Genomic DNA, 23,886 nt, shown 5'->3' on the forward strand with positions numbered 1-23,886 from the left:
TATATTAGATCTTAAACTGAGCCACCAGGATATCGAGCTCTCTGGCGACCTGACTCAGTGCTTTGGCGTCCTGAGAAACCTGTAGCGCGCCTTGCGCCGTTTCTGCGGCACTTTCACTGATGTTGGTGACACTTTCTGAGATTTGCAGAGACACCGTATTTTGCTCCTCCGATGCACTGGCAATTTGCAGGTTCATGTCGCGAATGGTACTGATTGAGCTGCAAATGGCCTGTAAGGTCGCGCCGGCATGCTCGGTTTGCTCTGCTGAATGCTCCGCATGGTTGACGTTACGATGCATATGCTCCACCGAACGCTTGGCTTCGCTTTGCAAGCGCGAAATCATCGTCTGGATCTCTTCGGTACTTTGCTGGGTGCGACTGGCCAGACTGCGCACTTCATCGGCCACCACGGCAAACCCGCGGCCTTGCTCTCCGGCCCGTGCTGCTTCAATGGCGGCGTTGAGCGCCAGCAGATTGGTTTGATCGGCAATGCTGCGGATCACATCTAAAATGGAGCCCACCGACTCGGTCTCACTTTCCAGTTGGGTAATGGATTCACTGACCTGTTGAATACTGCCAACCAGTTCACTCATGGCTTCACGGGAAGCCTGTACCACCTGGATCCCGGTCTGCGATTGTTGATCGGCGTCTGTGGCTGCATCGGCGGCAAGCTGGGCGCTTTGAGTAATTTCCTGGACCGTGGCACTCATCTGCTGCATGGCGGTGGCACTTTGGGTTAACTGGTCTTGTTGCTGGTCGGTCTCACTTTTGGTTTGCTCTGTGACAGTGATCATGGTGCCAGAGGTATCATTGAGTGTGGCTGTCGCGGCTTTTATCTTACCCACGATATCTCTCAGGGTCGCGGTCATTTCAGACATGGCCCGATAGATGCCTGTGGTGTTGGTGGTCGCAAACTGGTAGCTGAGGTCGCCCTTAGCAATGGCTTTGGCCAGCGTTTCTATGTCTCTGGGCTCGCCGCCAATGGGCTCGCGTACTAACTGACTGACATACCAGCTTAAAAATATGCCGGCAAAAACAACGAAGACCGAGACAATTGATACCCACATCACTGCTTGTTCACTGGCTTGTTGGGCTCTGGGCCCCAATTCATCCTGGCGCGCTTTGATGTCCAGTTTGATGTCTTCGAGGGTATTGGCTACCTTGGGACCCAGCACGTTGAGGCGCTGTTCAATTAGTTGGTTGCGCTGTGAAATCGTTTGATTCACCGCTTTGACACCCGCCAGATAGTTCAGTTTGTGTTGTAAAAATTGGGCCAGTATCCCCTGTGCTGGCTGCCAGGCGAAAGCATCGGCTTGTTTATCGAGCAGGTTGGCCAGCTTGCTGAATTCAGTCACGGCACGCTGATAATCTTCACTGGCATTGGTAACTAAAAACTTAGTCACAAATAATCGCCCCAGCATTAATGTTTCTTCCAGCTTGGCGGCAGCATACAAGGCTGTGCTGTCATTACGCTGATAGGCATTGTCTACGATGTCGCTCAGCAAGGTCCGCATTTTGGCCCCATTGACGTCCAGCTGATCCGTCACAATATCATCGCGCCGGGCGTAAAGTTGCACGATTTGCTCAAAGGCAGCTCGGTATTGTTGCACTTCATCGGCACTGGTGCTGAGCTGAGCACGATACTGTGGGTCGTCTATACTGTTTTGCGCCTGGTCCATTAGGTCACTCAGTAAAGCAAACCTTTCGTTGAACTCTGCTATATTGGCTGCATTTTGCTCCTTGAGGTACTTTAGGGCATTGAGGCGTACCAGCAGCAGATTGGCCTGAACACGCCCTTCCAGATTGGCATTACGTGCCAGAGTACGATAATCAACAAAGTTGCTGTAGCCCGAGCTCAGGCCCAAATAGGCAATCAGTGATATCACTGCCATCAGAGTTATGAGCGCACCAAATGAATACGCAAGCATCTGCGTTAGTTTGAGGTTTTTAAACATAATTAAGCACGATATTGCAAAGAGTCACCCTATAAGTGATCGTCTGCAACTGTGCATTAGTCAAGTTTTGGCAATGGGCTGGTAGTGAGGAAGCGGGCACTAAAGTGCTAGCCCGGCATTCGGGCTAGCGACGCATTACTATAGTTTGAATTGGTTTACGGTATTGTTCAGGGCTTTGGCCAGACTGTTCAGATCCCGTGCCTCATCTGCCAGTAAATGGGCATGGTTGGCAGTACTGTTCACCAGATCGTTAATGGCATTAAGGCTGTTATTAATGTCCTCAGCCACAACGGTCTGTTCTTCTGTTGAGGTCGCAATCTGATGACTCTGATCTTGTACTGTGCTGACGGATTCAGTGATGTTACGCAGTGCGTCCAGTACTTCCTGAGTCTGCCCTACGGAGCCTTCGGCTCGCTCCTGGCCTTGCTGCATCATGACCGAAGCCTGCTGAGCAATCTGTTGCAGGCGTGAGATCATATTGCGAATATCATCGGTCGATTCTTGTGTACGACTTGCCAGGCTGCGAACTTCGTCAGCAACCACCGCGAAGCCGCGGCCCTGCTCACCGGCACGAGCGGCCTCAATGGCAGCGTTTAAGGCAAGCAGGTTGGTCTGCTCTGCAATGCCATTGATAACGTCAATCACGGCGCCAATGTTACTGGTTTCCTGCTCCAGTCCGGCTACAACTTTCGCTGCTTCTCCGATGTGGCTGGCAAGCTCAGTCATCACTTCCTGTGCCTGACCAGACCGTGAGGCTCCATCATTGGTCATACTTTGGACCAGATCCGCAGCACGATTGGTTTCATGGGCATTACGGGAAATTTCCGTCACTGTAGCGGCCATTTCCGTCACGGCAGCGCTGACACTGTCAACTTGCTCTTTCTCTTGCTGGATTTCGTTGTTAGTGTTGGTGGAGACGTCCTGCAATTGTGCGGCCGCACCGCTGAGTTGTTGTGCCTGTGCAGCTGTGTCCAGCATCATACTGCGCAGCTTGTCGATAAAGGTATTCATATGATGTGCCAGCTGACCGACTTCATCCTGGCTGTTGATGTCGATACGACGGGTCAGGTCACCTTCACCAGAGGCGATATCACGCATGGTATTGGTCAGCGTTGTGATCGGCGCTGCAATCATTTGCGTTGCCCATAATATCATCGCAACAATAATGGCGAGAATGATGATCACGGCTGTGACGGTACTCATTACTGCATCGTTAACTGGCTCTTCAATCAGACTAACAGGAATAAGAATACCCAAATGCCAGTCGAGGATTGGCTTGTCCAGTTTGACGTTGTTGAAGACCACATAGTAGTCCACGCCTTTTAGGGTAACCTTAGCTGCTCCGGCGCCTTCTGAACGCATCGCGCGATTAAGCTCTGCAAAACCTTGCGTATCGGCAAACTGTCTCTCCAGTGCTTCCAGACCTTCTTTGCCATTTGGGCCCTCATCGGTGATAGACAGCTGATGACCTGTCCGTTTGGACAGGTGGACGACTTTATAGTTGTGGTCTAGTAAGAAGCCGTAGCCCTGACCATCGAACTGGATCTGCTCGACCAGCTCACTGATCTTATTAATCTGCAGATCTACGCCACCTACGGCAACGAGCTCACGTTGTGCATTATAGACTGGCTGCTGAACCACCGCTGAGACCGCACCGGTATTAATATCAACTGATACCGCACCGACGTATAAACCGCCGTGGCTCAAGGCATCCTGCCACCAGGGACGTTTATAGGAATAATAAGGACGGCCGTCAGCATAATTTGACGTACGTTCGTTTTCTTTGAAATATTCGCCTGTTTTTGCTGATGCCATAAAGGCCGAGAGGATATTCTCATCACTGGCCGAGATACGAATAAAATCCTGATTTACTTCCTGATATCCCAGATCTGCGCTGAGTGGTTTTTCTCGCTCGGTATATTCATTGAACCAGTTCACATTATGCGGATTGGTCACGAAAGTCTCTACAATTGCACCATATCGGGTAAAGAAAGACTCCATTGACAGTTTTTCAGCATACAAATGGCTTTGGGCTTCACGCTCAATGCCTTCTCTGGAGAGGTGTGCAATGTGGTTAACAAAATACCCAGACGCAACAACCAGCAAAACGGAGATGGTACCACCAATTAACAGGAGGATTTTTTTTCGAAGAGATAAATTTACTAACATGCGTTTTTCTTTTTCTTGGGATCAGGCAAGCTTTAATCAAACCATATCTCACCACAGAAGGCTACAATTTACGGCGATTGATTGATAACACTTGGCGAATAATCTTTACATCAATAATCGGCAATGGGGACAGATACTTTAACTTTTAGCAATAAACCAGCCGTTTTTCTTACTTACTGTGTTGAGCCATGGTATTGCCACTGTGGTGTTGGCTGGTGCATCATGCAGGCAACGCTCAAAATCACAGGAAAAAGACATGTTCAATAGACTCGTTGTAGCTGGCGCTGGCTGGCTGGGTATGCCGACGGCACAGGCTGCTGCTTGCGCTGGCTGGCAAGTGCAGGCAACCCGCCGACAGCCACATGATGATGCGTTATCGAGACAGCTGGTACATAATGGTGACGCCCTGATCCATGATGTGTCATTGCAACAGGCGTTCTGGCTGTGCGCCATGCCGCCGGGGGCACGTCGCGAGGACAGTAATTATTTGCTTACACTCGAGGCGACACTGGCTTTGGCGAGTGAACTCGAGATGCAGGGGTTTTTGCTGTGCTCCAGTACCGGCGTTTATGCTGAGGCAGATGGCGTGTATACCGAGCATGGGGCACTGGCAGCGATGGACTCTCAGCGCCAGCGTATTTTACAACAGGCTGAACAGTTGGTGTTGGAGCGTGGTGGCAAAGTCCTGAGATTAGCGGGATTAGTCGGGCCTGGGCGAGAGCCAGGACAGTTTATTGCCGGGAAAGCGCTGCGCAGTGCCAGTCAGGAGCGCGTCAATATGGTCCATCGGGATGATGTAATTTCAGCCATTATGGCGGTATTTACAAACTGGCCCAAGGCTCAGTCAGTGTACAATGTATGCGCGCCCGAACACCCCGTTAAGCAAGCCTACTATCAGGCGCACTGCGAGCGCTCAGGCACCACCCCACCGAGTTTTGCCAGTGATGACAGTAAAGAGCGGATCATTGATGGCGCTATGCTCGGCGAGCTGGGATTCTCCTATCAGCATGCCATCTGACCCTGTTTACTTTTTAAATGTCAGATGACCACCCAGACGATACTTACTGCCCGGTGAGATGAGCCGGGCAAAGCTGACGATACCCCCTTGTGACCAGGTTCTGCGGATCAGCTGCAGGCAGGGCTCTTCATGAAACATATTTAACCATTGGCAAATGTCGGGCCCGGGCATGATCGCCTCAACGGTGTGGCGAGCCTCCGTAAGCGGTGCAATCTGTATCAGATATTCGTGAGGCGTGATCTGCGTAAAGTCTTGTTGCAGATAGTCCGGCGCCAGCTGAGGGTTGACGAAGCGCTCCTCAACCTGCAAAGGCTGTTCATTATCATGGTGTACCAGCACGCTACGGTAGACCTGACTGTCCATGTCGACACCCAGTGCAATGGCAATGGGGGCAATAGCTGCGATGGATTCTAATGACAGCACAACACCGCTATAGTTACCTCCACGCTCTTTTACCTCATCGGCGATGTTACGGATCTCCAGTAAGGAAGACTGGGACTTAAACCTGGCAACAAAGGTGCCCAAACCCTGGCTACGGGTGAGTATGCCCGCATCGGTTAGTTCACTGAGCGCGCGCCTGGCGGTCATACGGCTGACTCTGAATTGTGCCGACAGCGCATTTTCTGAAGGAACTTGCTGATCCTCTTGCCAGGTACCACTGCGGATCTGGGCAATAATATGTTGTTTTATTTGAGCGAATTTAGGTTGCGTTGTCACAGTCCCGTGCCATGGTTAGTAAAGGAAAGTCAACTCTGCGTTAGTGAGAGTAAACATGGTCAGCTAATAAACATGGCACACCTATATTGTATATACAAGTATTCTTGCTACACTCAAATCAGCAATTTAGTGATGAGGATTTGAGTGGTGATGGAAGTAGATTTAGTGGTTCTGGATGTCAATCTGGCAACGATGGACCCGGATATTGAGCGTCCTTACGGGGCGATTGAAAATGGCGCCATCATGGTTAAAGAGGGTGTGATTTGCTGGCTTGGCGAGCAGGCTCATTTACCAGAATTTGATGCGGTATCAACACCCACCATTTCGGCAAAAGGCGCCTGGATGACACCAGGTTTGATAGATTGCCATACCCATATTTTATTTGCCGGCTCACGGGCTCAAGAGTTTGAACAACGCCTCAATGGCGTGTCATATCAAGAAATCGCACAGCAGGGAGGGGGCATTGCGACCACCATGAAAGCCACCCGTGCGGCGGATCATGAGCATCTTTTTGTGGTTGGTAAAGAGCGGCTCAATGCACTGCTCAGAGAAGGGGTGACCACAGTTGAGAGTAAATCCGGCTATGGCCTGGATTGCGAAAGCGAAATCAAGCTGCTGGAAGTCAACCGCATGCTGGATGAACACCATCCTGTCAGCGTGCAAAGTACTTTTTTGGGGGCGCATGCGTTACCGCCGGAATATCGGGATGACGCCGATGGCTACATTGAACTGGTTTGTGAGCAAATGCTGCCACAGGTCGCTGAGCGCTCACTGGCTGATGCGGTCGATGCATTTTGTGAAAATGTCGGTTTCAGTAATGAACAAACACGTCGCGTGTTTGTCAAGGCTACCGAACTAGGCATTAAAGTGAAATGTCACGCTGAGCAATTGTCCAATCAGCATGGTACTGAGCTGGTAGCGGAATTTAACGGCCTGTCTGCGGATCATATTGAGTACCTTGATGAAGCGGGCGTTAAGGCGATGGCCAAAGCGGGGACTGTGGGCGTGGTATTACCGGGGGCTTTTTATTTCCTGCGTGAAACTCAGTTACCACCGATTGATCTGATGCGTCAGCATAATGTCCCGATTGCGCTTGCCAGTGATTTCAACCCGGGCACAGCGCCACTTTGCTCTTTGCGCCTGATGTTAAACATGGCGTGTACCTTGTTCCGTATGACGCCGGAAGAAGCCTTGCTCGGTGTGACTCGCCATGGTGCTAAGGCGCTGGGGCTGTCAGACCGTGGTAGTCTGAAAGTGGGTATGCGTGCTGATATGGTGTTGTGGCAAGTCGGCCACCCGGCTGAACTGAGTTACCAGTTTGGCGTAAATGACCTGTTAAATACCTGGATTTCGGGTAAACTTGTGCAATAGTATGAATTTCGCAATGGTCTGTCGATGACAAAAAGTGCGCTGCTAAAACATGGTAATATATGCATGGCTTTGCTTCTGGTCCTGTTCGCTCCGGTGGCCACAGCAGCCACATTTTGGCAAGTCTCAGGTCCACAGTCACCGATGCTGGTGGCTTTTTTAGCCGGGACATTACTCAGTGCCAGTGTTGCAGCCATTATCGTCAGTCAGCAGCCATTGCACCGATTACTGTATGCCACGACAACCGCGGTCGTATTGGCGTACCTCGCCAATACGACACACTACTTTTCTTACTTGCTGGCACCGCTGTTGGTGTTGCATGTCTGGCTGGCGTTACGCTCGGAGCAGTTCAGATATCAGGTGGTCACTTGCTTCAGTGCCTGTGGCACTGCTCTGGTGCTGGCTGGCGCGATGTACTGGCAGCTTACGCCAGGCTTGCTGGTTGTCGCCTTATTGCCGGTGTTTTTGGCAGAGTTGATGTTAGTAAGAGCACCTCAGGTGCAGGTACAGCAGGCTGGTACCGAGGAGAGTAAAACGGCTGACATTCTGGAGCTGCCCGACAGGGCTGGCTTTCGCAGTGCGTTTTATGACTTCCGGCAGCGAGATCCCAGTGCGGCTATGTTAGTCATGATCCGCCTTGAAGGATTTCAACAGGTGAATTTTCACCTTGGCCGGGAGTTTGGCGATCTGTTATTGGCTCAGTCGGCCAACCGTATAAAACAACATTTGCAGCATCCTGATGTGATGCCAGTGCCGTTGGGTAATGATGTCTCTCGGTTGGCACATTTAGGCGGCCTGCACTTTGTATTTGTCTGTAGTCTGGTTAATCAGCACCACCTGCATGAGCAGATGATCAACGAAATCATTGAAAGCACGCTGAAGCCGTTCAATGTGGGTAACTGCACGATAGAGGTTAAGGCACGTGCCAGCTATGTGAATTGTGACGAAGAACAGGGACAATTCGAAAACCTGTTAACCTGCGCATTTTTAGCACTGGATAGTCAGCCTGACAGCCCCATCGCACCTTATCAGCAACAAATGCAAATCAATCGACTGGAGCAGCAGGCTCGTCTGGCCGAGCTGGCTCATATTGACTTCAGAAAAGAACTGGAGCTGTATTTTCAACCTGTTGTGCGCAATGAAGACGGTGATATTGAATTTCTTGAGTTGCTGTTGCGTTGGCAGCATCCCAAACAGGGAATTCTGGCAGCGGGCAAGTTCATTGAGGACATTCGCATCGCTGGACTGGCATTACCCGTTGCACAGTATGTGATTGAGCGCGCAGCTGAGATTGCGTTAGCGCTGAGGGTTGAAGGTATTTCAATGCCACTGAGTTTGAATCTGTTTGGTCCGGAAATGTTGCATGAAGAATTCATAGAATTTATTGATCACGTTCTGCTGGAGCATCAGTTAAAACCAGGGGATCTCATCATTGAATGTCCTTCCAGTTTATTTACCAGCCTTGACCCTCAGGGTATCGCGATGGTGTCTCGGTTACGTTCAATAGGAATACGCCTGTGTATTGACAGTTTTGGTGAAACGCCGGTTACTTTGTCGAAGCTACCTCAGCTGACAGTTGATTATGTCAAACTGGGCCGCTCACTCACCCTTGACCATGGCAATCAGGGGTCGTTTAAAAGTGTCGTGCGTGGCATTGTTGAAATGCAACAGATCCAGGAATGTAAAGTGATCTGCGAAGGGGTTGAGTCACCAGAGCAACTCCAGTTTGTGAAAAGTCTGAATACCTTTGCTGCGCAGGGCTATTATTTTGCCAGACCTTTGAGTAGTGTTGGGATGATCAGCTGGCTGAAGCAATGGCGCTGGGAGCATCCGGAAGATGCCTCTGTTTCGCCTCAGCCAGATTCACATTAAACGTCTGACTTACGTGCCTGTAAGTAGCTACAAACCAGAGAGGCCAAAACCTGACCTGCATCACTGATCCCTTGCTGTAGTCCTTGAGGATGGTGTTCAGGTGCAGCTTCGCATAAGTGCAGGTAACGGACATTATCCTGACTGGCGGCCAGATGGACAAAATGCTCGGCGTCATTGACCGTAAACCCACAGTTTGTGTAGGCGCTAACTGGCATGCCAGAGATGGCATCGACATCGACCTCGACGCCCAGTGGTGCGCCCCCGGCAAAGCGACGCAGTCCGGTATTACAGGCTTCAGTCAGGGATAGTTTTCGGCGCACCAGGATATCCTGGTAACTGCTGTAACTGAATCCGGCCTTATCTAATGCACTGATAATAGTGTGGTTGTTTTTCTGTTCATGCATTCCGACAACATGATAATCCGCCAGATAACCTTGTTTATAAGCATAGCTAAAGCCGTTACCTGAGTGGCGTCCCTCAAGCGCACGAAAGTCAGCATGCGGGTCAAAGTTAATGGCATGACACGCTTGCTGTGTACTTTGCGCCAGTGCCTGCAATATACCAAAACAGTTGTTGTGGCCACCACCAATCACTATGGGCGTGAGTCCGGCATCAAAGATGGCTTTCATCACAACGCTGACACGCTCATCTAGTTGAGCATTCAAGGTACGTAATTGCGCTAGTTGCTGCGCATCTCGGTTGTCCAGATCAGCGCCTTGCTGTTGCAAGTCGTCACATCTGACTTCTCCTAGCAGTAAGACATCATCCGGAGTCAGAAAACGGTTGCAGGGTAAGTTCAGAAAACGCTGTAAAAATGCCTGCCACCCCAAGTGCGCACCACCCCGGCCACAGTTTGCCCGGGGACCTAAATCTTCGTTGATGGCAATCAGTACATACTTAATGCCGAATTGCGCCGCATCGCGCAGAGCCTGAGTCAAGTCCTCTTTGGGTTGCAGGAATGACAGGGTTTGCCAAAAGCGTTGTTCATTTTCTCGGGTATGACTATATGCGGTGATATCCGCTTCGCTGTAGATATGAAGCCAGTGGTTACTCATAATATTGGTCGATCAATGGAGTTAAACAGGGCAAAGGCAGGCTTTGCCCGAATAAATTAATAATTGAAAGGCGATGCTACTCGCTCTGCTGGTCGTCGACTTCCAGCAGTAGTTCTTCTGCAGAAATAATAATGCCCGTTGCATCGGCATACAGAAAGTCATCGTCGTAGAAAGATACGCCAGCGAAGTTGACCGGGATGCCTTGCTCACCACTGCCATGGCTGTCAGCGGCGACAGGAATGGAAGCAATAGCCTGGATCCCAATATCACACTCTTCCAGCTCTTCGACATGTCGCACTGCACCGTAGACGATAATACCCTGCCAGTTATTTTCGATAGCCAGTTCAGCAAGCTCGATATCGATGAGCGCACGACGCGTTGAACCTCCGCCATCGATCAGGAGTATCTGACCGGTGCCATCTTGCTGTAATGTCTGGTTAATCAGCTCATTATTCTCAAAGCACTTAAGCGTTTTGATACGACCGCTAAAGGCGCTTTGGCCACCAAAATTAATAAACATTGGCTCCAATACGTCAACGGCATCGGCAAAATGATCACATAAGTCGGAAGTGCTGTAATCCATACGGGCGTCCTCGAAAATAACTGAATTCAGAGCTCAGTATACTCCCATTACGTAGGTGCGCAATGCTTTGAATCAACATACATAATTGTGTCACAAAAATGTCGTGGCAGTGTTATTTAGCTCTTCTATGCTGAAATTGTGAACAAATGTAAGCATGAACTATGAAAACACAGATCATTAAACTCGATACGGCGCTGTACTTCGCCCTTTATAAACCCGAGTGTAAGCCCTGGTTCAAAATGGTGATGTTGGCACTGTCAAAAAGCGGAAATGGTGGGCTGTATGTCATCCTTGGCATCCTGAGTGCACTGTTTATGGGGGAAGTGGGCCAGCAGTTTGCGCTCTGTGCGGTGTTCGCATTTGCTATTGAGCGGCCACTTTACCTTTACCTGAAAAACCGTATCGCGCGGATCAGGCCCTGTGATTGCCTTGCGGTTAAGGCCATGCTTACACCAAGTGATAAATTTAGCATGCCCTCCGGACATAGTGCCGGTGCCTGGTTATATGCCACCTGTCTGATGGAGCCTTTTCCTGCACTGGCTTTGCCTTTGATGATTTGGGCGTCCGGGGTGTCTTTGTCGAGAATTGTGGTTGGTGTGCACTATCCAATTGATGTGATTCTGGGTGCGATTATAGGTAGTGGCTGTGCTTTACTGGCAATAGGAGTTGTAGGGAAATTATGAAGATTTTATATGGCGTACAAGGGACTGGCAACGGCCATATCACTCGTGCACGGGTGATGGCTGAGTGTTTTACCCGTTTGGGGATCGACGTTGATTATGTATTCACAGGTCGACCGGATGAACGCTATTTTGATATGTCGGTGTTCGGTGAGTACCAAACTCGGCGCGGGATTAGTTTTGCGACTAAGCATGGCCGATTAAATTATCAGGGCACGCTCCAGCAATTGCGTCTGGGCCGTTTCGTCAAAGATGTTCGGGCGTTTGATATGCGCGGCTACGATATGGTCTTTAATGATTTTGAGCCTGTCACTGCCTGGGCGGCAAGGCGCGCAAAAGTTCCCGTGGTTGCAATGAGTCATCAAAGTGCCTTCTTATCACCCAATGTACCGTTATTCGGTGGTAATTTCTTACTGCGTTCACTCATTCGCTGGTTTGCACCGGCTGATATTCATCTTGGTGTGCACTGGCAACCCTTTGCAGAAAACATAGTACCCCCCTTTATTCCGTATCAGCCAGGTGACTTTGGTAATCAGTTAATTGCCAATAAAGTGCTGGTGTATTTGCCGTTTGAGGATTTGTCCCACATTGTTGAGTTGCTTAAAGACTTTCCGGACAAGGAGTTTTATTGCTACCACCCGGATGCGCAAAACACGTCTGTTAACCATATCCATCTGCGCTCGCCCTCGCGCGACGGCTTTATCCGTGATCTGGCCAATGCGTCTGGCGTTGTGGCAAATGCCGGATTTGAGCTGTCCAGTGAAGCACTGAAATTTGGTAAAAAGTTACTGCTAAAGCCTTTACAGGGGCAATTTGAGCAGCAAAGCAATGCGATGACATTACAGTCTCTGGGGTTGGCTCAGGTGATGAATTATCTTAACTCCGAAGCCCTGGATGAGTGGCTCGAATCTCCCGCAGGGCAGCAGATCAATTTCCCAAGTGATGCAACACCGTTGGCTTTGTGGCTAACTAAGGGACAATGGGGCAATGTCAGTGAGCTACATGACACGCTCTGGCAGGCGGTGCTCAATAAAGCACCAAGAGCTGCTTAATTAATGCGCAAATAGTAATAAAGTCGTGCAAAAATGATAAATAGTGCGCGGCGATGCTGACGGAATAATCTATACTTATTGCAGGTCTTGTAATAATTGGGTAACCGTATGGCATTTCTGGAAAATCTGACCATTAAGCGGCGCTTGCAATTGAATGCGCTGGTTGTGGGTGTGGCTTTAGTCGTTATGCTGGCAGTGATCATGATCGAAGCCAGTACCATGCGTAAGCTGAATGAAACCATTCAGTATGCAGAAGAGCTCGATATTCATGAGCTGTCTATGCGCAAACATGAAAAGAACTTTTTGTTCTACAAAGATACTGAGGCACTGGATTTATATGCCAAGGACTACAGCGAGCTGCAACGTAAGGCTGCTTTACTGGACGAGATTTTTGCTGAGTTCGGTATCGACGATAGCAATTTACGTGAGTTCGAGCGTCTGGCACAAACCTATGTAGACGACTTTAACAGCGTTGTTGACTTGCAAAGAACCATTGGTCTACACCCCAAAGACGGCTTGTATGGGGCGCTGCGTAGTGCCGTACATGAAGTCGAAACTATGCTGAAGCAGCAAGAGCGTGACGATCTGCTGGTAAGCATGTTAATGCTCCGCCGGGCCGAAAAAGACTTTATGCTGCGACTGGATTTAAAATACCTCAAGAAGTTTGATGATCAGATCACTAAGTTTGAGGGGCAGGTTAAGTCGGCGGGTTTTGACGCTCAATATGAACGCCAGATGCTGAACTTATTGAAACAGTATCAAACGCGTTTCAGAAATCTGGTGGATACCCAAACTAAGCTCGGATTGGATCTCAACAGTGGTGCCCTTGGCAGCATGAAGCAGAGTGTGGAGCAAAGTGATGCGGTGGTAGCCAGAATTGTTGAACAGTCAAAACAAGCTGTGACTGAAAACACCGAAATGGCACAGATGGCCGCACTGATCATTTTTGTGGTGGCATCCGTGTTAGTGATGATTTTAGTGCTGTCGACCAGCCAGTCGATCATTCGCCCGGTTGAGCGAGTTTATCAGACCATAGAACGGATCCGCCGCGAGAATAATTTGCGCATTCATATTGAACAGACGGGTAACGATGAAATTACCCTGATGACCAAAGACTTCAATAGCCTGATTGGCGACTTTAAAGAGCTCATTGGTGATGTGAACAGCGCGCTGGCAATCATTAATGATGCGACTCACCATCTGTCGGATACCACGGCACAGACCAGTGCCGGTATGACTGAGCAGCTTCATGAAGCCGATATGGTGGCAACCGCGGCAACCGAGATGCAGGCCACGATTCAGGATATTTCACATAATACCGAAGCGGCTGCAGAAAAAGCTGAATCTACTAACAAGAATGCCCAGCTGGGTCGCACTGAAGTGACCTCGACCATTGAGCATATCATGCAGCTGTCTGAGTCTTTGGGCGGGGCATCGGATGTTGTGGGTCAACTAGAGCGAGATGGTGAAACCATTGGCTCTGTTCTCGATGTAATTCGAGGTATTGCTGAACAAACCAACCTGTTAGCGCTGAATGCGGCCATTGAAGCCGCCCGTGCGGGTGAGCAAGGTCGGGGCTTTGCGGTGGTTGCGGACGAAGTCCGTTCGCTGGCACAGCGTACTCAGGATTCGACGCAGGAAATCGAAAGCATCATTTCTACCTTACAACAGCGCACCCGTGAAGTGGTGAATATCATGGAGCAGTGCCGTGAGCAGGGTAACGAAAGTGTTGCTCAGGCGGAGCGCGCAGGTGATTTACTGGGTATGATCACTGAAGATGTACAGACCATTATGGAAATGAGCACCCACATTGCTACCGCTATTGATGAGCAAAAACAGGTTGCATCTGAAGTGAACAAAAACGTGGTTAAGATCCGCGACATTGCGCAGGTGGCCTCTGAGCATGCCAGCAGTAATGCACAGAGTAGTGAAGAACTCTCAGAGCAAGCCCGTAACTTGTATGAATCGGTAGAAAAATACCAGGTATAACCCGCAGGGTTTGAAAAAGAAAGGCGACCACGCAGGTCGCCTTTTTTGTCTAACACAAGTTGTCAGGGCATAAACTTGATCGGCACATCGTGGCGTGCAGACATACGCTGCTGATAATCTTGCCACAGTGTCTCATGCTGTTCGCACAGCTTTCTCAAGTATTGCCAGCTGAACAGCCCTGAGTTGTGTCCGTCATCAAATACCAGCCTGACCGCATAGTGGCCAACCGGCTCAATCTGCCCAATGGCCACATCCTGCTTATTGAGCACCAGCTGTTGCTGACCGGGGCCATGTCCCTGTACTTCGGCCGAAGGTGAATGGACACGCAAAAACTCGGCACTGAGCGAGTGAGTCAGACCATCATCAAAGTACACATCAAGCAGGTTTTGCTGGGTGTGGTAATGTAGTTTGGTTACTTGATACATAGGTATAAAAAAGCCCGATCATCGACCGGGCGGTTATCCGTTAAAGAATAAAGCGGCTCAGATCTTCGTCCTGGACCAACATATCCAAATGTTTGTCGACATAGGCCGCGTCTATTGTCAGTGACTCGCCGGCTTTGTCGGAAGCGTCGAATGAAATTTCTTCCATCAGCTTTTCCATCACTGTATGCAGACGACGAGCTCCGATGTTTTCAGTCTTTTCATTAACCTGCCAGGCTGCCTGGGCAATGCGTTCAATCGCATCACCGTTGAATTCGATACTGACACTTTCTGTATTCATCAGCGCCTGTTGCTGCTCTGTGAGCGATGCGTGTGGCTCTGTCAGAATACGTTTAAAGTCTTTTGCAGTGAGCGCTTCCAATTCAACACGAATAGGTAAACGACCTTGCAGCTCAGGAATAAGATCAGAGGGCTTGGCCATCTGGAATGCACCTGAAGCAATAAACAAAATATGGTCCGTTTTAACCATGCCATGTTTAGTGCTGACAGTTGAGCCTTCGATAAGCGGAAGCAGGTCGCGCTGTACGCCTTCGCGGCTGACATCCGGGCCTGAAGCTTCACCACGCTTACAGATCTTATCAATCTCATCGATGAACACGATACCATTTTGCTCAACGGCAAAAATGGCCTGCTCTTTAAGCTCTTCCGGGTTGACCAGTTTAGCGGCTTCTTCTTCAACTAAGAGCTTGAAGGCTTCTTTGATCTTCAGTTTGCGGCTTTTCTTTTTGTCGCCCGACAGATTCTGGAACATGCCCTGCAACTGATTGGTCATCTCTTCCATGCCCGGCGGTGCCATGATCTCTACCTGAGGCGCTGTTTCTGCGATGTCGATGTCGATCTCTTTGTCATCCAGCTGGCCTTCACGGAGTTTCTTGCGGAACACCTGACGCGTAGAGCTGTTATCACTTTGCTGAGTTTCACCCCAAGCGTCTTTAGCGGGTGGCAGCAGGGCATCCAGAATACGCTCCTCCGCAGCTTCTTCAGCGCGGTGCTTGTGTTTCTTGGTTTGCTGCTCGCGGGTCATTTTGAAAGAGACTTCAACCAAATCGCGAATGATGGTTTCGACCTCTTTGCCGACATATCCCACCTCGGTGAACTTGGTGGCTTCAACTTTGATAAAGGGGGCGTTCGCCAGTTTTGCCAAACGGCGGGCGATCTCGGTTTTACCTACACCTGTTGGACCAATCATCAGGATGTTTTTCGGGGTAACTTCGCTGCGCAGCTCTTCAGGAAGCTGCATTCGACGCCAGCGGTTTCTCAATGCGATGGCGACGGCTTTTTTGGCTTTATCCTGACCGATAATATGCTGGTCAAGCTCATGGACGATTTCTCTGGGGGTCATTGCTGTCATGGCAATTCCTATTACAATTCTTCGATGGTTTGGAAATTGTTGGTAAAGACGCAGATGTCGCCTGCGATTTTAAGGCTCTTTTCCACAATTTCACGGGCACTCAGGTCGGTGTTTTCAATCAGCGCTGTGGCTGCGGCCTGGGCAAAGTTACCGCCACTGCCTATGGCTATCAGGTCGTGCTCAGGTTGTACTACGTCGCCATTACCTGTGATGATCAATGACGCCGTTTCATCGGCAACAGCCAGCAGGGCTTCTAGTTTGCGTAGCGCTCTGTCGGTACGCCAGTCTTTTGCCATTTCCACGGCCGCGCGGGTCAGGTGACCCTGGTGCATTTCCAGTTTGGTTTCAAAGCGCTCAAACAAGGTGAACGCGTCGGCAGTGCCACCGGCAAAGCCTGCTAGTACTTTACCGTTGTACAGGCGACGCACTTTTCTGGCGTTGCCTTTCATGACCGTATTGCCAAGAGAGACCTGGCCATCTCCGCCAATTACGACTTTGTCGCCTCGGCGAACACTCACGATAGTTGTCATAGTATTCCTTAATCAGGAGGCTGCTGCCTCACCTGTAAATTCAATTAGGGTAGAGATAGGGACGATTTTACGAAGATCAAGTCCACTTCCAGATACCACAGCTGACGATGTTAATCCGTTCCAGCTTGTTTTTGTCGCTCTCAGCGCCTCGTTTGGTGTCATAAGGGCCCAGACGCACTCGATACCAGACGCCGTTGGAGCCTTCGGTGCGACGGATCTCTGCGATGAGGCCAGCAAATGCCATTTTGGCCTTCATTTGCTCAGCTTGTTTATAGGTTCTGAATGAGCCGCATTGCATCTGGTATGGGCCTTTACTCTCCAGCTTTTTCACCTCAACGATCACTTCATGATCTTTGATGTCCTTTATAAAATCAGGTGGGCGAGGGAGATCTTTTTCTACTTTGGGTTGCTCAGCTTGTTTTGCAGGCTTAGGGCTGCTTGGCTGTACCTGAGGTTCGCCGTGGTGTTTGATGTACCACAGGCCATAACCAAAGGCACCGACCAGCACCAGTGTCAGGGCCGCAAAAACCTTTGGAAAGGGTTTGCCGGCCTTTCCTTTGGCGGCTTTTTTACCGCCCGGCTTCTTATTTATATAGTCGTGTTGTGCCATATCGTTTTTTAATAGGTATCCATAGGGTCAACGTCAATACTCCAGCGCACTCGGTTGGCAAGTTTATGCTGGCCAATATAATCAGCCAGTTGCGTCAGGTATTGATGCAGTACTTTGCGCTGCGCTGCCTGAATATGCAATTGATATCGGTATTTTCCGGCCAGGCGTTCCATCGGCGCGGGGATCGGTCCGAGTAATTGTATACCAGGGTAGGGGGTGGCTGGAACCAGATCCGATAAAAACGCCATGACCAGCTGTGCATTGGTGGCTTCTGCACGGATCAGGGCCATGTGGCTATAAGGTGGCATCTGGGTTTCTTCGCGCTCCCGCAAAGCATAGCGAGCAAAGTCCTGATACCCGTTGTTGACCAAATCTTGTAATAAAGGGTGTTCCGGGAAGTGAGTTTGCAGCAGCACAGTGCCTGCCTCGCCGCTACGTCCGGCCCGCCCGGCTACCTGCGTTATCAGCTGAGCCATGTGTTCCGTGGCACGAAAGTCGCAAGAATACAGCCCGCTGTCTACGTCGAGGATCACCACCAGATTGACGTCGGCGAAGTGATGGCCTTTGGCGAGCATTTGAGTGCCGATCAGCAGCCGTGCCCCTCCTTGGTTAATTTCATCCAGTGCACTTTCGAGACTGCCCTTGCGACGAGTAGAGTCGCGGTCAATGCGGTGCACAGGAAAGTCGGCAAACTGTTCGGATAAGAACTCTTCCAGCTGCTCTGTACCATACCCTGTGGGCATGATCTGGGTGCTGCCGCAGTCGGGGCATTGCACAGGCACAAAGGCTTGCTCTGAGCAGTGATGACAGATCAGACGGCGTAGTGATTTATGGTAGGTGGCACTGGTACTACAGCGGTTGCAGTTGCTGAGCCAGCCACATTCATGACAGATCAGGGTAGGGGCAAAACCTCGTCTATTTAGGAACACCATAACCTGTTGCCCGCGAGCCAGGGTAGCTGAAATGGCATCCAGGCTGGCCTTAGCAAACCCGGCCTGTTCAGCCTGACCTTTCATATCCACTAATACAAAGCGGTTATCTTGTTGGGTTTGTGCCCGCTTAGTCAGAGGCAGTAACTGATAACGGCTCTGCAAGGCTTTATGTAAGGTTTCTAGTGCCGGTGTTGCGGTGCCTAAAATTAACGGAAACTGGCCCTGGGCGGCGCGATAAGCGGCCAGATCGCGGGCATGGTAACGTAATCCATCCTGCTGTTTGAAGGAGCCATCGTGTTCTTCATCGACCACTATCATGCCCAAAGCCTGAAAAGGTAAAAAGACCGCTGAGCGGGTGCCTATCACCAATGCTGATTCACCCTGTTCAGCACGGCGCCAGGTATGTAAGCGCTCATTGTCTGTCAGGTTGGAGTGCCACAAGTCAATGGGTAGCCCCTCAAAGCGACGCTTAAAGCGATTCACGGTTTGTGGTGTCAGGCCTATTTCTGGTACCAGTACCAATGCTTGTTTGCCGTTGGCTAAAATGGCCTCCAGGCTTTGTAAATATACTTCTGTTTTACCACTACCCGTGACACCTTCAAGTAAAAATGTACGAAATCCGATTTGGCTATTGATGGCACTGCAGGCAGTGGCCTGCTCGGGGTTAAGCCTGGGTTTAGAGCCCAGTTGCAATGGGGCCGATTGCCAGTCGGTGTCGGTGCGCAGTTCTTCCCGGATCAGGCCTTTTTCTAACAATGCTTTGATCTGTGCCTGTGAGAAGCCGAGTGTTTTCAGTTCACTGGCGGTCGCATCGCCGGCGCTGCGCAGTTGCTCAAGCAAAGCCAGTTGCTTTTTAGCTCTGAGCTGTGTGGTTTCACTTCCTGCCTCTGTGAGGGTTAGCACAGGCACTTGTGTTTTATCGACCTGCTCACCCTCGCGCAATGCACCAGGCAGGGCGGTAAACAGGGTTTCGCCTAACGGATGACAGTAATACTGTGCGCTGAAGCGTAAAAAGCCGAGATGCTCAGGTGACAAGATGGGCGTGGTATCTAGCACTGACCCAATGGCTTTTATTTTGTCATCAGGTACATCACTGTGCGCTTTCAGTGCCACCACGATAGCAATGCAATCTCGGTTGGCGAATTTGATCCGAACTCGGCCTCCAACGCAAGGCAGCTGCTGCGGATCAAGGCGGTAATCAAAGGTTCTATGTAAAGGTACTTTTAAAGCGACTTCGGCGAAGCGCATGGAGACTCCGGCATCTGAGTATCAAAGTTAAGGATAGCGGTCTGATTGTGGTTGAACATGCAATCAGAACGGCGGTTAGTATACCGTAACAGCGTAAAATTGCATGTGTATGCTTTCACAGAGTGCTTTTCGCTTGGTGATTCACGGCATCATGGTGAGATTGCACAAAAAATAACTGCTAATTTGCATTTATTGCTTGTGGATCGTCCTAATTGACCCTAAAATACGCGTCCACAATTTTTGTATAACTACGTATGGTGCCAGACTTCGGGTTTGGAGAGCGATACGGCCTTAACTAGAGGTGCCCTATGAAAGAAGGTATTCATCCTAAGTACGAAACAATCTCAGCAACTTGTTCGTGCGGTAACAAATTCGAGACTCGTTCAACACTGTGTAAAGACATTCACCTGGACGTATGTTCTGCTTGTCACCCGTTCTACACTGGTAAGCAGAAGATCCTAGACACAGGTGGTCGTGTTGATCGCTTCAACAAGCGCTTTGGCGCGCTTAGCAGCAAGAAGTAAGCACTACTTTTGCTGTAGAAAAAGCACCTTCGGGTGCTTTTTTCGTTTCTGCTCTGTGTTTTTCAATCTGGCGTTCGCCTTCTTCCTTCATATCCAAGTGGACGGATCAGTTCGGTTTGGTTAGTAAAGTTTCCAGTATAAAGATGCCTATCGCCAGAAAGCGGGCGTACTTGCTAATACCTTCAGAGACTGGCTTTATGACAATCCTGTCATGACCTGTTTCAGCGTGAATAGCCATATTCAACTGATTAATATGCATAGCTATCCGTGATAAAATTAGTTTTATAATTCTATAAATGCAGTGATAAGTGGCTAAATGCGATCTAAAACACATCAAATGTTGTGAACTTGTTTTCTTAGCTTGCTTTATTCATTTCATTTATATTCTGCATAAAAATGACGCTATTTTGAACTGGAAATGACACTTATCAGATCATTTATTGTGAGTTAACTTTGCCGAAAAGTAGCAAAAAAGTCGCTAAATTTTGCTAACTGTCAACTATCTTTGCTTTAACAGGATAGACCTGATATCGCTTGAATTAATTTTTAAAAAAGGTATGGTTTAAAGCAGTTAGCGAATTTTTTATCTCACTCTCACTTTCAACTTCTTCGTTAGGAAAAAATCGCGTCATGTCAGACTTTCGTGAACAAGCGTTACATTATCATGCCCACCCCGTTCCAGGAAAAATCAGCGTTGAGTTGACCAAGCCTGCGGAAACCGTCAAGGATCTGGCCCTGGCATACAGTCCAGGTGTTGCAGAACCAGTCCGTGAAATCGCCGCCGACCCCAGCAATGCTTATCGTTACACAGGTAAAGGTAACATGGTTGCCGTTATCAGTAATGGTACTGCTATCCTGGGTCTGGGTAATCTTGGCCCTCTGGCCTCTAAGCCTGTGATGGAAGGTAAAGCGTTACTGTTTAAACGCTTTGCAGGCCTGGATTCGATTGACATCGAAGTTAAGCACCGGACCACAGAAGACTTTATCAATACGGTGGCCAATATCGCCGACACCTTCGGTGGCATCAATCTGGAAGATATCAAAGCACCTGAGTGTTTTGAGATTGAGCGTGCGTTAATTGAGCGCTGTGATGTGCCGGTATTCCATGATGATCAACATGGCACTGCAATTGTGACTGCTGCGGGTATGTTGAACGCACTTGAGATCCAGGGCAAGAACATTCATGACGCCATTATCGTTTGTCTGGGAGCTGGCGCTGCTGCCATCGCCTGTATGGAGCTATTAATCAAGTGCGGCGCACAGCGTGAACACATTTATATGCTTGACCGTAAAGGGGTCATCCACACACGTCGTGATGATCTGAATGAGTACAAAAAGCTGTTCGCCAATAATACCGACAAGCGTACCTTGCAGGATGTGATTGAAGACGCTGACGTCTTCGTGGGCGTGTCTGGTCCGGACCTGCTGTCTCCGGAAGACCTGAAACTGATGGCGGACAAGCCAGTGGTATTCGCTTGTTCTAACCCAGATCCTGAGATCAGCCCGGAAGTGGCGCATGGCGCACGTGATGATTTGATCATGGCAACGGGCCGTTCAGACTATCCAAACCAGGTGAATAATGTACTGTGTTTCCCGTTTATCTTCCGTGGTGCACTGGATGTGCGTGCAACGGCCATTAACGATGAAATGAAGATTGCGGCAGTTGAAGCGATCCGCAGCATCGCCAAAGAACCTGTACCTGCTGAAGTACTTAAAGCAGCGGATGTGGACAGCCTGGAGTTTGGTGAACATTACATCATTCCTAAGCCGATGGACCCGCGTTTGTTGCCACGTATTGCCAGAGCGGTTGCTGAGGCGGCGGTTGAGTCCGGTGTGGCGCAAATAGAAATGCCGGAAAATTATATGGCATAAGCCTATCAGAGCAAAAAAAAGCCTCACACTGTGAGGCTTTTTTTGTTGTTATTTACTGGCGTCGACAAGATTACTCTTCGTTAATCTCTGGGATCTCCAACCCCATTTCAGTCATGATCTGACGCACTTCTGCCGGGATCTTCTCCGGATTATCTTTGCGCAGGTCCTCATCACCAGGTAGCGGCTGGCCGGTAAAGGCATGCAGAAATGCCTCACACAGTAACTCACTGTTAGTCGCGTGGCGCAGGTTGTTAACCTGGCGGCGGGTGCGCTCATCGGTCAGCACTTTGAGTACGTTGAGCGGGATAGAAACAGTAATCTTTTTTACCTGTTCTGATTTCTTACCGTGTTCTGCATAAGGGTGAATATATTCACCGTTCCATTTAGCCATAGTGGTGTACTTGCCTCAGTGTTGTAGATGCAATGCGAATAAGACTGTGTACTGTGTATGGATCCAACCGTGACACGCAGGCTCTCTGTTGGCAATGTTGCACGTCATTTGCCATAGTTTAAGCTCAAATACTCAGTCTTATTAGCATAGAGTTCGCGTTGAGTGGCGAAATTTTATCGGTTTAAAAAAGATAGTCAAATACTAGTTATTTAGCCATTTAGCGGTATAAATGTTTTGACTTCTAACTTTTGTTCATCTAACCTTTTAGACGTCTAAACATCTAACTTAGCCAGGTGACCTATGAGCCAAAGCAACAAGTCAACCATAGCGGTACGTACAGGCATTGATGCTGATAAGCATCATGGTGCGGTGGTGCCCCCGCTTTATTTGTCGACCACCTATTCATTTGCGGACTTCGATAAGAAACGTGACTATGATTATGGCCGTAGCGGCAACCCAAATCGCGACATTCTCGCGCAAACACTGGCAGAGCTAGAGGGTGGAGCAAAGGGCATCATTACGGCTACCGGCATGGCTGCGGTACATCTGGTGACTCAGCTACTTAATGCTGACGACACCTTAGTGATCCCACACGACTGTTACGGTGGCAGCTATCGCTTATTTACCTCGCTGGAAAAGCGCGGTTTGCTGAAGGTCAAAGTCCTGGATCTGACACGCAGCGAGAGCTTGCAGGAGATCCTGGCGATTAAACCTAAGCTGGTCTGGATAGAAACGCCGAGCAACCCGATTTTGAGATTAACCGATATTAAAGCGGTCACCGACGTTGCTGCACAGTGCGGTGCTCTGGTTGCGGCCGACAACACCTTTCTGTCGCCGGCGCTACAAAATCCCATCGCATTTGGCGTCGACATCGTGGTGCACTCCACGACAAAATATATCAATGGTCACTCGGATGTCGTCGGCGGTGCAGTGATTGCCAAAACCGAGGAGCTCGGTGATGAGCTAGCCTGGTGGGCGAACAATATCGGTATCACAGGCGCACCGTTCGACAGTTACCTGACATTACGTGGTTTGCGTACGCTCAATGTTCGCCTGAAACAGCATCAGGAAAACGCGCTGGCGATTGCGCGTTATCTAGAGCAATCTGAGTTTGTCAGTCAGGTGTATTACCCCGGACTGGAAAGCCATCCTCAGCATGCGCTGGCTAAACAACAGCAACAAGGCTTCGGAGGGATGGTGAGCTTTGACATTAAAGGGGAGTTGGCAGATGCAGCTAAGTTCCTGACGAGTGTAAAGCAATTCTCGCTGGCTGAGTCGCTGGGCGGGGTCGAGAGCTTGATCTGTCACCCGGCAACCATGACGCATGCAGGCATGGATCCGGCAGCACGTCTTGAAGCGGGTGTCGGCGATACGCTGATCCGTATTTCGGTGGGCATTGAAGAAATCGACGATTTATTAGCAGACCTAGAACAGGCTTTCGCAGCGGTGAAAACTACGCAAGGCGGTTCCAGTGATAATGCGAAAGCATTCAAGCTCTCGCCAGCACATACGGCATTGTGGTAGAAGA

20 protein-coding genes are annotated in these 23,886 nt (G+C 49.7%); 9 read left to right on the top strand and 11 right to left on the bottom strand.

All coding sequences use genetic code 11. From position 1 onward, the window contains the following. Nucleotides 1-4: 4 nt before the first annotated feature. Complete coding sequence (locus tag ELR70_RS05775) at nt 5-1,954, bottom strand: methyl-accepting chemotaxis protein (protein WP_054016988.1); 1,950 nt, start codon at nt 1,952-1,954, stop codon at nt 5-7. Between the two features lie 138 nt (nt 1,955-2,092). Continuing rightward, the gene (locus ELR70_RS05780; protein WP_054016987.1) at nt 2,093-4,123 is read right to left on the bottom strand and encodes a methyl-accepting chemotaxis protein; all 2,031 of its coding nucleotides are present in this window, start codon (nt 4,121-4,123) and stop codon (nt 2,093-2,095) included. Nucleotides 4,124-4,379: 256 nt separating this feature from the next. On the opposite strand from ELR70_RS05780, the gene ELR70_RS05785 reads away from it, so the two are divergent. Then, nucleotides 4,380-5,141, top strand: coding sequence for an NADP-binding protein (locus ELR70_RS05785; protein ID WP_054016986.1), 762 nt, complete (start codon nt 4,380-4,382; stop codon nt 5,139-5,141). A 6-nt stretch (nt 5,142-5,147) separates the two neighbouring features. On the opposite strand, the gene hutC is transcribed toward ELR70_RS05785, so the two are convergent. Continuing rightward, nucleotides 5,148-5,858: a histidine utilization repressor gene (gene hutC, locus ELR70_RS05790; protein ID WP_054016985.1), complete on the bottom strand. Its 711-nt coding sequence runs from the start codon at nt 5,856-5,858 to the stop codon at nt 5,148-5,150. Nucleotides 5,859-6,008: 150 nt separating this feature from the next. On the opposite strand from hutC, the gene hutI reads away from it, so the two are divergent. Then, entirely contained in the window at nt 6,009-7,229 is a 1,221-nt protein-coding gene (gene hutI / locus ELR70_RS05795) for an imidazolonepropionase (RefSeq protein ID WP_200908224.1), read from the top strand. Between the two features lie 24 nt (nt 7,230-7,253). Next, nucleotides 7,254-9,098 carry a GGDEF domain-containing phosphodiesterase gene (locus tag ELR70_RS05800; RefSeq protein ID WP_054016983.1) on the top strand — a complete coding sequence of 615 codons (1,845 nt, stop codon included), beginning with the start codon at nt 7,254-7,256 and terminating at the stop codon, nt 9,096-9,098. Here ELR70_RS05800 and ELR70_RS05805 read toward each other — a convergent pair. Then, nucleotides 9,095-10,153 (bottom strand): formimidoylglutamase, encoded by a 1,059-nt coding sequence (locus ELR70_RS05805; RefSeq protein WP_054016982.1) that lies wholly within the window; start codon nt 10,151-10,153, stop codon nt 9,095-9,097. The genes ELR70_RS05800 and ELR70_RS05805 overlap by 4 nt on opposite strands. A gap of 76 nt (nt 10,154-10,229) precedes the next feature. Continuing rightward, complete coding sequence (gene rraA / locus ELR70_RS05810; RefSeq protein ID WP_054016981.1) at nt 10,230-10,736, bottom strand: ribonuclease E activity regulator RraA; 507 nt, start codon at nt 10,734-10,736, stop codon at nt 10,230-10,232. 161 nt (nt 10,737-10,897) lie between these two features. Here rraA and ELR70_RS05815 point away from each other — a divergent pair, with 161 nt between their 5' ends. The 3 genes from ELR70_RS05815 (at nt 10,898) to ELR70_RS05825 (ending at nt 14,457) form a co-directional block, all read left to right on the top strand. Further along, a complete protein-coding gene (locus ELR70_RS05815) occupies nt 10,898-11,419 on the top strand; it encodes a phosphatase PAP2 family protein (RefSeq protein ID WP_054016980.1) in 522 nt (173 codons plus the stop codon). Next, nucleotides 11,416-12,468 (top strand): MJ1255/VC2487 family glycosyltransferase, encoded by a 1,053-nt coding sequence (locus ELR70_RS05820; protein WP_054016979.1) that lies wholly within the window; start codon nt 11,416-11,418, stop codon nt 12,466-12,468. Before ELR70_RS05815 ends, ELR70_RS05820 begins: the two co-directional genes overlap by 4 nt. A 108-nt stretch (nt 12,469-12,576) precedes the next feature. After that, on the top strand, nt 12,577-14,457 hold the full coding sequence (locus ELR70_RS05825; RefSeq protein ID WP_054016978.1) for a methyl-accepting chemotaxis protein: 1,881 nt from the start codon (nt 12,577-12,579) through the stop codon (nt 14,455-14,457). A gap of 62 nt (nt 14,458-14,519) precedes the next feature. Here the strand turns inward: ELR70_RS05825 and ELR70_RS05830 are convergent, their stop codons facing one another. From ELR70_RS05830 to priA, 5 genes are all read right to left on the bottom strand, one after another. Beyond that, nucleotides 14,520-14,882, bottom strand: coding sequence for a DUF971 domain-containing protein (locus ELR70_RS05830; protein WP_054016977.1), 363 nt, complete (start codon nt 14,880-14,882; stop codon nt 14,520-14,522). 40 nt (nt 14,883-14,922) lie between these two features. After that, the gene (gene hslU / locus ELR70_RS05835; RefSeq protein ID WP_054016976.1) at nt 14,923-16,251 is read right to left on the bottom strand and encodes an HslU--HslV peptidase ATPase subunit; all 1,329 of its coding nucleotides are present in this window, start codon (nt 16,249-16,251) and stop codon (nt 14,923-14,925) included. An 11-nt stretch (nt 16,252-16,262) separates the two neighbouring features. Continuing rightward, entirely contained in the window at nt 16,263-16,781 is a 519-nt protein-coding gene (hslV, locus tag ELR70_RS05840; RefSeq protein ID WP_054016975.1) for an ATP-dependent protease subunit HslV, read from the bottom strand. Between the two features lie 76 nt (nt 16,782-16,857). Continuing rightward, entirely contained in the window at nt 16,858-17,391 is a 534-nt protein-coding gene (locus ELR70_RS05845; protein WP_054016974.1) for an SPOR domain-containing protein, read from the bottom strand. An 8-nt stretch (nt 17,392-17,399) separates the two neighbouring features. Next, complete coding sequence (priA, locus tag ELR70_RS05850; protein ID WP_054016973.1) at nt 17,400-19,571, bottom strand: primosomal protein N'; 2,172 nt, start codon at nt 19,569-19,571, stop codon at nt 17,400-17,402. Nucleotides 19,572-19,879: 308 nt separating this feature from the next. Here priA and rpmE point away from each other — a divergent pair, with 308 nt between their 5' ends. Beyond that, nucleotides 19,880-20,095, top strand: coding sequence for a 50S ribosomal protein L31 (rpmE, locus tag ELR70_RS05855; RefSeq protein ID WP_082078901.1), 216 nt, complete (start codon nt 19,880-19,882; stop codon nt 20,093-20,095). A 630-nt stretch (nt 20,096-20,725) separates the two neighbouring features. Then, entirely contained in the window at nt 20,726-21,967 is a 1,242-nt protein-coding gene (locus ELR70_RS05860) for a malic enzyme-like NAD(P)-binding protein (RefSeq protein WP_010386198.1), read from the top strand. Nucleotides 21,968-22,037: 70 nt separating this feature from the next. Here ELR70_RS05860 and metJ read toward each other — a convergent pair whose 3' ends face one another. Continuing rightward, a complete protein-coding gene (gene metJ / locus ELR70_RS05865) occupies nt 22,038-22,358 on the bottom strand; it encodes a met regulon transcriptional regulator MetJ (protein ID WP_010386199.1) in 321 nt (106 codons plus the stop codon). 300 nt (nt 22,359-22,658) lie between these two features. On the opposite strand from metJ, the gene metB reads away from it, so the two are divergent. Beyond that, nucleotides 22,659-23,882, top strand: a complete 1,224-nt coding sequence (metB, locus tag ELR70_RS05870; RefSeq protein ID WP_054016972.1) for a cystathionine gamma-synthase — start codon at nt 22,659-22,661, stop codon at nt 23,880-23,882. Nucleotides 23,883-23,886 lie beyond the last annotated feature (4 nt).

This window comes from Pseudoalteromonas sp. R3, from assembly GCF_004014715.1.
Classification (GTDB): domain Bacteria; phylum Pseudomonadota; class Gammaproteobacteria; order Enterobacterales; family Alteromonadaceae; genus Pseudoalteromonas.